The 12,328-nt window shown below is 54.7% G+C and carries 6 protein-coding genes, 1 tRNA gene, 3 rRNA genes and 1 pseudogene; 4 read left to right on the forward strand and 7 right to left on the reverse strand.

From position 1 onward, the window contains the following. Window positions 1–2 precede the first annotated feature (2 nt). Window positions 3–1,358 carry a CDP-diacylglycerol--serine O-phosphatidyltransferase gene (gene pssA / locus AFK62_RS15020; RefSeq protein WP_032983891.1) on the forward strand — a complete coding sequence of 452 codons (1,356 nt, stop codon included), beginning with the start codon at window positions 3–5 and terminating at the stop codon, window positions 1,356–1,358. Between the two features lie 53 nt (window positions 1,359–1,411). Then, window positions 1,412–1,735: a YfiM family lipoprotein gene (locus AFK62_RS15025; protein WP_007664265.1), complete on the forward strand. Its 324-nt coding sequence runs from the start codon at window positions 1,412–1,414 to the stop codon at window positions 1,733–1,735. Here the strand turns inward: AFK62_RS15025 and AFK62_RS15030 are convergent. Both AFK62_RS15030 and AFK62_RS15035 read right to left on the reverse strand, forming a co-directional pair. After that, window positions 1,732–3,033 carry an MFS transporter gene (locus AFK62_RS15030; protein WP_007664267.1) on the reverse strand — a complete coding sequence of 434 codons (1,302 nt, stop codon included), beginning with the start codon at window positions 3,031–3,033 and terminating at the stop codon, window positions 1,732–1,734. The two genes, AFK62_RS15025 and AFK62_RS15030, sit on opposite strands and share 4 nt — an antisense overlap. Window positions 3,034–3,155: 122 nt before the next feature. Further along, a complete protein-coding gene (locus AFK62_RS15035; protein WP_032983893.1) occupies window positions 3,156–3,611 on the reverse strand; it encodes a DUF4385 domain-containing protein in 456 nt (151 codons plus the stop codon). Between the two features lie 160 nt (window positions 3,612–3,771). On the opposite strand from AFK62_RS15035, the gene AFK62_RS15040 reads away from it, so the two are divergent. Next, a complete protein-coding gene (locus tag AFK62_RS15040; protein ID WP_007664270.1) occupies window positions 3,772–5,568 on the forward strand; it encodes a thiamine pyrophosphate-requiring protein in 1,797 nt (598 codons plus the stop codon). 41 nt (window positions 5,569–5,609) lie between these two features. Here AFK62_RS15040 and AFK62_RS15045 read toward each other — a convergent pair whose 3' ends face one another. Then, on the reverse strand, window positions 5,610–6,077 hold the full coding sequence (locus AFK62_RS15045; protein WP_007664272.1) for a helix-turn-helix domain-containing protein: 468 nt from the start codon (window positions 6,075–6,077) through the stop codon (window positions 5,610–5,612). 354 nt (window positions 6,078–6,431) lie between these two features. Between AFK62_RS15045 and AFK62_RS15050 the strand changes: the two are divergent. Then, window positions 6,432–6,659: pseudogene (locus tag AFK62_RS15050) on the forward strand (amino acid ABC transporter ATP-binding protein); the annotation flags it as partial. A gap of 329 nt (window positions 6,660–6,988) precedes the next feature. Here AFK62_RS15050 and rrf read toward each other — a convergent pair. The 4 genes from rrf to AFK62_RS15070 form a co-directional block, all read right to left on the reverse strand. Beyond that, window positions 6,989–7,104 (reverse strand): 5S ribosomal RNA (rrf, locus tag AFK62_RS15055). Window positions 7,105–7,194: 90 nt separating this feature from the next. Continuing rightward, window positions 7,195–10,099 (reverse strand): 23S ribosomal RNA (locus tag AFK62_RS15060). A 201-nt stretch (window positions 10,100–10,300) separates the two neighbouring features. Next, a tRNA-Glu gene (locus AFK62_RS15065) sits at window positions 10,301–10,376 on the reverse strand. An 80-nt stretch (window positions 10,377–10,456) separates the two neighbouring features. Then, a 16S ribosomal RNA gene (locus AFK62_RS15070) occupies window positions 10,457–11,996 on the reverse strand. Together the 16S, 23S and 5S rRNA genes with 1 tRNA gene alongside form the textbook arrangement of a ribosomal RNA operon. Window positions 11,997–12,328: the final 332 nt, after the last annotated feature.

Here is a 12,328-nt window from a genome sequence, read left to right on the forward strand (position 1 = left end):
TGATGTTGTCAAAATTTAAACGCAACAAACATCAACAACACCTTGCCCAACTACCGAAGCTTTCTCAGTCAGTTGATGATGTCGCGTTCTATTTCTCCCCCGCCGATTTCCGCAAAACGTTGCTGGAAAAGATAGCCACGGCGACTACGCGTATCTGCATTATCGCGCTTTATCTTGAGCAGGACGATGGCGGCAAAGGCGTGATGTCGGCGCTTTATGACGCCAAACGCCAGCGCCCCGAGCTTGACATCAGCGTGATGGTCGACTGGCATCGTGCGCAGCGCGGACGCATCGGCGCTGAAGCCTCTAACACCAATGCCGACTGGTATTGCCGTATGGCGCAGGAAAATCCTGGCGTCAGCGTGCCGGTGTATGGCGTGCCGGTGAATACCCGTGAAGCGCTGGGCGTGCTGCATTTCAAAGGCTTTATCATTGATGACAGCGTGTTTTACAGTGGAGCCAGCCTGAACGACGTTTATCTGCACCAGCATGATAAATACCGTTATGACCGCTACCACTGTATCCGCAACGCGAAACTGGCCGACGTGATGCACGACTGGGCGCGTAACCAGCTGATGAACGGCCATGCGGTAAACCGACTCGATAATCCGGATCGCCCGAAAAGCCCCGAGATCAAAAACGACATTCGTCAGTTTCGTCACGCGCTGCGCGATGCCGGTTACCACTTTCAGGGTGACGCCGATAACGACCAGCTGGCCGTCACGCCACTGGTAGGGCTTGGCAAATCCAGTCCGCTGAATAAAGCGATTTTCCATCTGATGCCCTGCGCCGAAGAGAAGCTGGTTATCTGCACACCGTACTTCAACCTTCCGGCGGTGCTGGTGCGCAATATCATCGGGCTTCTTCGCGATGGCAAAAAAGTGGAAATCATCGTTGGCGACAAGACCGCGAACGACTTTTACATTCCTGAAGATCAGCCGTTTAAGATAATCGGCGCGCTGCCGTATCTCTATGAGATCAATCTGCGCCGCTTCTTAAGCCGCCTGCAATATTACGTTAACACCGATCAACTGGTGGTGCGCCTGTGGAAAGATGGCGATAACAGCTACCATCTCAAAGGCATGTGGGTGGACAACGAATGGATGTTGCTGACCGGCAACAACCTGAACCCGCGCGCCTGGCGTCTTGATCTGGAAAACGCAATCCTGATCCACGATCCGAAGCAGGAGCTTGCCGCCCAGCGCGATCGTGAACTGGAGACCATCCGCACGCATACCACGGTCGTGAAACACTATCGTGACCTGCAAAGCATCGCGGATTATCCGGTGAAAGTGCGTAAGCTTATTCGCCGCCTGCGCCGTATCCGTATCGATCGTCTGATCAGCCGTATTCTCTGACACTCGTCGCTTAACGAAGCCCTGCACTGCAGGGCTTTTTTATGGAGAACACTATGCGCGTACTGCTGCTCCCCTTCCTGTTAACCCTGGCCGGCTGTAGCCATATGGCGCAGGATAGCTGGTCTGGTCAGGATAAAGCCCAGCACTTTTTAGGCTCGGCGCTGCTCTCCGCCGCCGGGAATGAATATGCGCAGCGTCAGGGTCATTCGCCAGACCGCGCCGCCGCATTCGGCCTGATGTTTTCGGTTTCACTTGGGATGACAAAAGAACTGTGGGACAGCCGCCCTGCAGGGAGCGGCTGGAGCTGGAAGGATCTCGCCTGGGATGTCGCGGGCGCAGGCGCCGGTTATGCCGTCTGGCAGATGGCAGAGCACTAAAGCCGCATGCCTTTTCCTTTGCTATGCAACTTAAGCGAGACCAGAAACGCGACCGCTCCCATCGCTGACACATACCAGAAAAATGCCGTCTCCGAGCCGAGCGCTTTTAGGGATAACGCGACATATTCCGCCGAACCGCCAAAGAGCGCATTGGCGACGGCGTAGGAGAGCCCGACGCCCAGCGCGCGCACCTGCGCCGGGAACATTTCAGCCTTCACGATACCGCTGATGGAGGTATAAAAGCTTACGATAAGCAGCGCCAGCATCACTAACCCAAACGCCGCCAGCGGTGAGCTGACATTTTGCAGCGCCATCAGGATGGGCACAGTGCAAAGCGTTGCAAGTGCGCTGAAGCATAGCATTGAGCTGCGGCGGCCAATACGGTCAGAGAGCGCGCCAAAAAAAGGCTGTAACAGCATGAACACCAGCAGCGCGGCGGTCATCACCATACTCGCCGTATTCGCATGCATTCCCGCCGTGTTGACGAGATATTTCTGCATATACGTCGTGAACGTGTAGAAGCTCAGTGAACCGGCCGCGGTAAACCCGAGAACCATCATAAATGCCCGTCGGTTACGCCACAGGCCCTTCATCGAGCCGGCTTCTTTGAGCGCGCGGGTTTCCTGCTGTGAGGTTTCCTCCAGCGAGCGGCGAAGCCAGAGTGCCACCACCGCCAGCACCGCGCCGAGCGCGAACGGAATGCGCCAGCCCCAGGCGCGCAAATCCGCATCGGATAAAACCTGCTGAAGAACCACGACAACCAGCAGCGCCATCAACTGACCGCCAATCAGGGTGACATACTGGAACGAGGCGTAAAACCCTTTGCGACCTTCAATCGCGACTTCGCTCATATAGGTCGCGCTGGTGCCATATTCACCGCCCACAGAAAGCCCCTGAAACAGACGCGCCAGTAAGAGCAGCAGCGGCGCCCAGGTGCCGATGACCGCGTAGCCCGGCAGACAGGCGATCACCAGCGAGCCAAAACACATCATACAGACGGAAATCAGCATGGAGGTTTTGCGTCCGTGTTTATCGGCAATGTAACCAAAGAGCCAGCCGCCAATGGGACGCATCAAAAAACCGGCGGCAAAGATGCCCGCCGTTTGCAGCAGCTGCGTCGTACTGTTACCGGTGGGGAAAAAGATATGCGCAAAATAGAGCGAGCAGAACGAATAGACATAGAAGTCGAACCACTCCACCAGGTTGCCTGACGAAGCACCGACAATGGCCCAGACCCGACGCCGGGTATCGCTTGCGGTCAGTGACGGTTTGTCCGCTCGCGTCGTAATTTCTGTCATTTTTTTCTCCTGATCCTGCCCTGGCGCACGCTGCTTTCAGGGCACTAAACGGCAACGAAATGCCGCAATGTTAACTTTATGTTAACAAAATTTCCGTGAGGGAACGGGAATTTTACGCTTCGCTAGCCCCACTTTTCCTGGTGCGCTTTTTTACGGCGTAAATAGTCTTCATCGGCCCGGATGCGATCCCACCATCCCTTAAACACCGTCGCGGCTGCCGCTTTCACCGGATCGTTGCCGCGCGTATTGAGATTACGATCTTCATCGTACTTTTTACCGCCCTTGTAATTCGCATAGCGCCGGGCGCGCGTATAACCCATCTGAATGAATTTGCGCGCCATATCCATGCCTACGAAATCGTCCTTTTCGCGGTATTCCTCAAAGAGCTGATAGATTTTTTCTGCCGAGGTTTTGGCGCTTTCTTCATCTTTGTAACGCCAGTAAGGAAGGATTTCGCTCTTGTAAGGCTCAACCAGCAGTACACCCTGTTCACCACGACCTACCTGATAGCGCTCCGGGTGCGCGCGAAAATCGATGCGAGAGAAATCCTGCTCGTAGTTAAACGTTTTGCTGGCCACCATAAAATGCCTCCTCCTTTTACGACTCGTATAACCATAGCAGGCTTCAGAGAACTCCCGCTTTTCGCTTACCGCCGCGAAGTGAACTACCCTTCAACAGGTTACCTTTCGAGCGCAGCTCAGGAGCTATGCGCATACTCACCTGACGCGAGGCACGATAATGACGAAAAAAACCAGCGACTTTTTTGTAGAGCGACTTAAAGCGTGGGGCGTTACCCGCATTTATGGCTATCCGGGCGACGGAATTAACGGCGTGCTGGGCGCGCTGCAGCGCGCCGATAAGGCAGGCGACGGCATTGAGTTTATCCAGGTTCGCCATGAAGAGATGGCGGCTTTTATGGCCTGCGCTCATGCTAAATTTACGGGGGAACCCGGCGTTTGCCTTTCTACCGGTGGGCCGGGTGCCACGCACCTGTTGACCGGCCTGTATGACGCGCAAATGGACCATATGCCAGTTATCGCTATTGCAGGCCAGGCGGAGGCGACGGCTCGCGGGGCTACGTACCAGCAGGAGCTTAACCTCGATCGCGTTTTCAGCGATGTGGCAAGCTTTGTCCAGGAGGCGGCGACGCCTGCACAATTACGTCATCTGGTAGATCGCGGCGTGCGAATAGCGAAAGCCAATAATGGGGTGACGGTGTTGATCCTGCCAAAAGATATTCAGGATGAGCCGTGGCAGGAGCCGGAACATGCGCATGGCTTTACGCATTCGGGGCCTGGCTATCAGCGTCCGCATGTGATCCCGCATCAGTATGACCTTCAGCGTGCTGCAGATATCCTCAATGACGGCAAAAAAGTGGCTATCCTGATTGGCGCGGGCGCGCGCGAAGCGGCTGTCGAAGTGGTGCAGACGGCGAATCTGCTCGGTGCGGGTGTCGCCAAGGCGCTTCTGGGTAAAGACGTGCTGCCCGATGATGCCCCCTTCGTAACCGGCTGTATCGGTCTGTTGGGCACCGAACCATCGTGGGACCTGATGCAGGACTGCGATACGTTACTGATGATAGGTACTGGATTCCCGTGGACCGAATTTCTGCCGAAAGAAGGCCAGGCGCGGGCAGTGCAGATTGATATTGATGCCTCAATGCTCGGCCTGCGCTACCCGGTAGAAGTGAATCTGCACGGCGATGCCGTAAGTACGCTACAGGCGCTATTACCGCTGCTGAAGCGTAAAGAAGATCGCCACTGGCAGGAGAAGATAGCCGTTTCCGTCCAGGCGTGGTGGGAGAAAATAGAAGCGCGCGCGATGGCTAAAGCAAGCCCGGTCAATCCCCAGCGCGTGGTATGGGAGATGTCGCCGCTGCTGCCGGATAACGCAATAGTAACCTCGGATTCTGGCTCCTGCGCTAACTGGTTCGCCCGGGATTTCCGCGTAAAACAAGGACAGCGGGCGTCACTTTCAGGCGGACTGGCCTGTATGGGCGCGGCGGTACCGTATGCTATTGCCGCGAAATTCGCCTTCTCAGGAAAACCGGTTGTGGCGCTGGTCGGCGATGGCGCGATGCAGATGAATAACATGGCGGAGCTGATTACTATCCAGAAATACTGGCAGCGCTGGTCCGATCCTCGTCTTATTGTCTGCGTTTTTAATAATCAGGATCTCAACCAGGTTACATGGGAACAGCGCATTATGGAGGGCAATCCGCGTTTCGCTGCGACGCAGGATGTCCCTGACGTACCGTATGCGAAGTTTGCCGAGTCGATAGGGCTTAAAGGGATTTATGTCGACGATCCGGAGCAGTTGCAGACCGCCTGGCAAGAGGCGCTGGCTGCTGACCGTCCGGTCGTGCTGGAAGTTAAAACCGATCCGGAAGTCGCTCCACTACCGCCGCACATTACCTTTGCCCAGGCGAAAGGCTTTATGTCATCGATGGCAAAAGGCGATCGCTCAACCGGAAAAGTGCTCGCGGATACCGCCAGCCAGGTACTCAACACTGTGTTACCAGGTAAAAAGGCGTAACGATACGGCTCCTCAGCCAGCCTGACTGAGGAGCCAAAAGATTATTTACGTAACAGTTTTTGCAGGCGCCGCTGCTGCCACTGTTGGATCCAGTCGCGCATCAAAAAAACGCGCAACCCTTTCAGCAGTAATAACCCACCCCAGATCAGTATCACCCAAAGTGACCAGTGACTTTCGGGCGCTGTAAGCCGATTGAGCAGGAATAGCGCGCCGCAGACCACCATCGCCGTCGCCAGGCTGCGGTAAAAACGACGTTCCTCATTAATACGCTGGCGCGCAAGTGTGATTGCATCATCCAGCGGGCCTGCGGCAGTGAGTGGCGCATCGCTTAGCGCTTCAACAGGAGTTTCAAACACGGCAGCCAGTGCGCTGAGCGTTTCGAGCGATGGCGGCTCGCCCTTCTCTATGCGTTGGATAGTTCGTACACTGACTGACGCAAGTTCAGCAAGTTGTTCCTGAGACCAGGCGCGAGCAAGACGAAGCGCGCGGATTTGATTGTCCGTCTTCATAACTGAGACCTTCTGTATAAAGAATGTGTTAAACAGTATCGCGTCCTGAGTGCGAATACCGCCACGACACAAACCTGACAGTAACCTGACAGCATAGCGACAGTCCGTCGACACGGTGCTTCAGGAAGAGTGGTGAAATCAGAATATGCCCTGGTGTGGGGTTGGACAAGCCAGGAAAAGAGGGATAGCAAGGAGCTTGCTGTCCCGGGCAGGGCATCGCGAAATTAGCAGCAGATGCGACGGGATTGCCGTTGCCGATGATGTCCCGCAGCCATCTTTCGGCGTGCCGATTCTTAACCTCAACGCGCTATGACAGAGTGCCGTGTCTAATGCGCACCGGCAAACCGTAAGAGGCTGGATGCGGAGATGGTGAAAGAAGTGCTGGACACAATGATTGGTCTCGCGGAGTCCGGCATGACGATGCTGTGCGTGACCCATGAAATGGGGTTTGCCCGTACCGTCGCAGACAGGGTGATTTTTATGGATCGCGGGGAGATCGTCGAGCAGGCTCCGCCGCAGGACTTTTTCTCCAATCCGGAATCAGAGCGCACCCGCGCGTTTCTGTACCAGGTGATTCACTAATTCTTATCTGCCCCGTCGTTCTGGCGGGGCATTTTTTGCTTTTTTCAGGTATGTATTGTGGCAGGCATGGCGTTTACTTCAGACAGGGAGGCGCGGTTGTCTGTCGCTGCGGGACGCCATGCAGAAACAGCGACGCGCAGCGGATGCACCGGCGCTGGTGTACCCTGAAGCGGCAGGCAGTAAATTAGTGCCTGAGCAACAGCAACGGAAGCCGTATGAAGCGGCTGTGATGACAGGAGCCGGAAGGTAATGACGCCCCGCGGGCCGTGCGTGCCCCGGGCGCAAAAAGCAAAACCCCCTCAGCAGTGCTGAGGGGTTCTTTATTTGATGCCTGGCAGTTCCCTACTCTCGCATGGGGAGACCCCACACTACCATCGGCGCTACGGCGTTTCACTTCTGAGTTCGGCATGGGGTCAGGTGGGACCACCGCGCTACAGCCGCCAGGCAAATTCTGTTTCCCGCCGCCTTCCGGCCACAGGATTTATCCGTCACAAGCTGAATTGTCTCTCAACACGCCAGACTTCTTTGGCGTTGTAAGGTTAAGCCTCACGGTTCATTAGTACCGGTTAGCTCAACGCATCGCTGCGCTTACACACCCGGCCTATCAACGTCGTCGTCTTCAACGTTCCTTCAGGAGACTTATAGTCTCAGGGAGAACTCATCTCGGGGCAAGTTTCGTGCTTAGATGCTTTCAGCACTTATCTCTTCCGCATTTAGCTACCGGGCAGTGCCATTGGCATGACAACCCGAACACCAGTGATGCGTCCACTCCGGTCCTCTCGTACTGGGAGCAGCCCCCCTCAATTCTCCAGCGCCCACGGCAGATAGGGACCGAACTGTCTCACGACGTTCTAAACCCAGCTCGCGTACCACTTTAAATGGCGAACAGCCATACCCTTGGGACCTACTTCAGCCCCAGGATGTGATGAGCCGACATCGAGGTGCCAAACACCGCCGTCGATATGAACTCTTGGGCGGTATCAGCCTGTTATCCCCGGAGTACCTTTTATCCGTTGAGCGATGGCCCTTCCATACAGAACCACCGGATCACTATGACCTGCTTTCGCACCTGCTCGAGCCGTCACTCTCGCAGTCAAGCCAGCTTATGCCATTGCACTAACCTCCTGATGTCCGACCAGGATTAGCTGACCTTCGTGCTCCTCCGTTACACTTTGGGAGGAGACCGCCCCAGTCAAACTACCCACCAGACACTGTCCCCACGCCGGATCACGGCGCCAGGTTAGAACATCAAACATTAAAGGGTGGTATTTCAAGGTTGGCTCCACGCAGACTGGCGTCCACGCTTCAAAGCCTCCCACCTATCCTACACATCAAGGCTCAATGTTCAGTGTCAAGCTGTAGTAAAGGTTCACGGGGTCTTTCCGTCTTGCCGCGGGTACACTGCATCTTCACAGCGAGTTCAATTTCACTGAGTCTCGGGTGGAGACAGCCTGGCCATCATTACGCCATTCGTGCAGGTCGGAACTTACCCGACAAGGAATTTCGCTACCTTAGGACCGTTATAGTTACGGCCGCCGTTTACCGGGGCTTCGATCAGGAGCTTCTCTTGCGATAACCCCATCAATTAACCTTCCGGCACCGGGCAGGCGTCACACCGTATACGTCCACTTTCGTGTTTGCACAGTGCTGTGTTTTTAATAAACAGTTGCAGCCAGCTGGTATCTTCGACTGACTTCAGCTCCACCCGCAGGGGCTTCACCTACATGTCAGCGTGCCTTCTCCCGAAGTTACGGCACCATTTTGCCTAGTTCCTTCACCCGAGTTCTCTCAAGCGCCTTGGTATTCTCTACCTGACCACCTGTGTCGGTTTGGGGTACGATTTCGTGTTACCTGATGCTTAGAGGCTTTTCCTGGAAGCAGGGCATTTGTTACTTCAGCACCGTAGTGCCTCGTCATCACGCCTCAGTGTTAAAGTGAACCGGATTTACCTGGAACACACACCTACACGCTTAAACCGGGACAACCGTCGCCCGGCTAACATAGCCTTCTCCGTCCCCCCTTCGCAGTAACACCAAGTACAGGAATATTAACCTGTTTCCCATCGACTACGCCTTTCGGCCTCGCCTTAGGGGTCGACTCACCCTGCCCCGATTAACGTTGGACAGGAACCCTTGGTCTTCCGGCGAGCGGGCTTTTCACCCGCTTTATCGTTACTTATGTCAGCATTCGCACTTCTGATACCTCCAGCATGCCTCACAGCACACCTTCACAGGCTTACAGAACGCTCCCCTACCCAACAACACATAAGTGTCGCTGCCGCAGCTTCGGTGCATGGTTTAGCCCCGTTACATCTTCCGCGCAGGCCGACTCGACCAGTGAGCTATTACGCTTTCTTTAAATGATGGCTGCTTCTAAGCCAACATCCTGGCTGTCTGGGCCTTCCCACATCGTTTCCCACTTAACCATGACTTTGGGACCTTAGCTGGCGGTCTGGGTTGTTTCCCTCTTCACGACGGACGTTAGCACCCGCCGTGTGTCTCCCGTGATAACATTCTTCGGTATTCGCAGTTTGCATCGGGTTGGTAAGCCGGGATGGCCCCCTAGCCGAAACAGTGCTCTACCCCCGAAGATGAGTTCACGAGGCGCTACCTAAATAGCTTTCGGGGAGAACCAGCTATCTCCCGGTTTGATTGGCCTTTCACCCCCAGCCACAGGTCATCCGCTAATTTTTCAACATTAGTCGGTTCGGTCCTCCAGTTAGTGTTACCCAACCTTCAACCTGCCCATGGCTAGATCACCGGGTTTCGGGTCTATACCCTGCAACTTAACGCCCAATTAAGACTCGGTTTCCCTTCGGCTCCCCTATACGGTTAACCTTGCTACAGAATATAAGTCGCTGACCCATTATACAAAAGGTACGCAGTCACCCTCTTACGAAGGCTCCCACTGCTTGTACGTACACGGTTTCAGGTTCTGTTTCACTCCCCTCGCCGGGGTTCTTTTCGCCTTTCCCTCACGGTACTGGTTCACTATCGGTCAGTCAGGAGTATTTAGCCTTGGAGGATGGTCCCCCCATCTTCAGACAGGATATCACGTGTCCCGCCCTACTCATCGAGCTCACAACCTGTGTGCCTTCGTGTACGGGGCTGTCACCCTGTATCGCCGGCCTTTCCAGACCGTTCCACTGACACACAAGCTGATTCAGGCTCTGGGCTGTTCCCCGTTCGCTCGCCGCTACTGGGGGAATCTCGGTTGATTTCTTTTCCTCGGGGTACTTAGATGTTTCAGTTCCCCCGGTTCGCTTCACAGCACTATGTATTCATGCTGAGATAGTGCAACGAATTGCACTGGGTTTCCCCATTCGGACATCGCCGGCTATAACGGTTCATATCACCTTACCGGCGCTTTTCGCAGATTAGCACGTCCTTCATCGCCTCTGACTGCCAGGGCATCCACCGTGTACGCTTGTTCGCTTAACCTCACAACCCGAAGAAGTCTTCGTGCTGCGAGTTTGAGAGACTCTGACACACCGCGCATTCCTGATTACGGAAGAATGCAACAGCATGTCTGTTTCAATTTTCAGCTTGTTCCGGATTGTTAAAGAGCAAATATCTCAAACATGACCCGCAGGTCAGTTTTGAGATATTAATCGGTAACGCCTTTCACTCATTACCAGCAGGTGGCGTCCCTTAGGGGATTCGAACCCCTGTTACCGCCGTGAAAGGGCGGTGTCCTGGGCCTCTAGACGAAAGGGACTTCGCTTTCGCAGACAACCCTGCTTCTTTACTTTCTATCAGACAATCTGTGTGAGCACTACGAGGTTGTATCTTTACAGGTAAGGAGGTGATCCAACCGCAGGTTCCCCTACGGTTACCTTGTTACGACTTCACCCCAGTCATGAATCACAAAGTGGTAAGCGCCCTCCCGAAGGTTAAGCTACCTACTTCTTTTGCAACCCACTCCCATGGTGTGACGGGCGGTGTGTACAAGGCCCGGGAACGTATTCACCGTGGCATTCTGATCCACGATTACTAGCGATTCCGACTTCATGGAGTCGAGTTGCAGACTCCAATCCGGACTACGACGCACTTTATGAGGTCCGCTTGCTCTCGCGAGGTCGCTTCTCTTTGTATGCGCCATTGTAGCACGTGTGTAGCCCTGGTCGTAAGGGCCATGATGACTTGACGTCATCCCCACCTTCCTCCGGTTTATCACCGGCAGTCTCCTTTGAGTTCCCGGCCGAACCGCTGGCAACAAAGGATAAGGGTTGCGCTCGTTGCGGGACTTAACCCAACATTTCACAACACGAGCTGACGACAGCCATGCAGCACCTGTCTCAGAGTTCCCGAAGGCACTCCCGCATCTCTGCAGGATTCTCTGGATGTCAAGACCAGGTAAGGTTCTTCGCGTTGCATCGAATTAAACCACATGCTCCACCGCTTGTGCGGGCCCCCGTCAATTCATTTGAGTTTTAACCTTGCGGCCGTACTCCCCAGGCGGTCGACTTAACGCGTTAGCTCCGGAAGCCACGCCTCAAGGGCACAACCTCCAAGTCGACATCGTTTACGGCGTGGACTACCAGGGTATCTAATCCTGTTTGCTCCCCACGCTTTCGCACCTGAGCGTCAGTCTTCGTCCAGGGGGCCGCCTTCGCCACCGGTATTCCTCCAGATCTCTACGCATTTCACCGCTACACCTGGAATTCTACCCCCCTCTACGAGACTCAAGCTTGCCAGTTTCAAATGCAGTTCCCAGGTTGAGCCCGGGGATTTCACATCTGACTTAACAAACCGCCTGCGTGCGCTTTACGCCCAGTAATTCCGATTAACGCTTGCACCCTCCGTATTACCGCGGCTGCTGGCACGGAGTTAGCCGGTGCTTCTTCTGCGAGTAACGTCAATGAATGAGCGTATTAAGCTCACTCCCTTCCTCCTCGCTGAAAGTACTTTACAACCCGAAGGCCTTCTTCATACACGCGGCATGGCTGCATCAGGCTTGCGCCCATTGTGCAATATTCCCCACTGCTGCCTCCCGTAGGAGTCTGGACCGTGTCTCAGTTCCAGTGTGGCTGGTCATCCTCTCAGACCAGCTAGGGATCGTCGCCTAGGTGAGCCTTTACCCCACCTACTAGCTAATCCCATCTGGGCACATCTGATGGCATGAGGCCCGAAGGTCCCCCACTTTGGTCTTGCGACGTTATGCGGTATTAGCTACCGTTTCCAGTAGTTATCCCCCTCCATCAGGCAGTTTCCCAGACATTACTCACCCGTCCGCCGCTCGTCACCCGAGAGCAAGCTCTCTGTGCTACCGCTCGACTTGCATGTGTTAGGCCTGCCGCCAGCGTTCAATCTGAGCCATGATCAAACTCTTCAATTAAAGTTTGATGCTCAAAGAATTAAACTGTTAGTTCGTAATGAATTAACTGTTGTTCACTTGAGACTTGATATTCATTTATCGTCCGAAGACGTTAAGATATCAGTGCCCCGAGTGCCCACACAGATTGTCTGATAAATTGTTAAAGAGCGGTGCGACGCGGCCTGCAGCCTGCTGTCGCGAGGTGGCGTATATTACGCCTTCCTCTTTCAGAGTCAAGCGTTTATTTTCGCTTTCGTCTGCCTGACGGGCCGGCTCGTTTGCCGTTGTGCCGTGTCAGTGGAGGCGCATTATAGGGAGTAATCAGAATCTGACAAGAGGAAATTTTAAAAAAG

It is taken from the genome of Cronobacter condimenti 1330 (genome assembly GCF_001277255.1).
GTDB classification, from domain to species: domain Bacteria; phylum Pseudomonadota; class Gammaproteobacteria; order Enterobacterales; family Enterobacteriaceae; genus Cronobacter; species Cronobacter condimenti.

Coding starts and splice junctions, on each gene's coding strand:
- pssA (WP_032983891.1), top strand. CDS start 3: ATGTTGTCAAAATTTAAACGCAACAAACATCAACAACACCTTGCCCAA.
- AFK62_RS15025 (WP_007664265.1), top strand. CDS start 1,412: ATGCGCGTACTGCTGCTCCCCTTCCTGTTAACCCTGGCCGGCTGTAGC.
- AFK62_RS15030 (WP_007664267.1), bottom strand. CDS start 3,033: ATGACAGAAATTACGACGCGAGCGGACAAACCGTCACTGACCGCAAGC.
- AFK62_RS15040 (WP_007664270.1), top strand. CDS start 3,772: ATGACGAAAAAAACCAGCGACTTTTTTGTAGAGCGACTTAAAGCGTGG.
- AFK62_RS15045 (WP_007664272.1), bottom strand. CDS start 6,077: ATGAAGACGGACAATCAAATCCGCGCGCTTCGTCTTGCTCGCGCCTGG.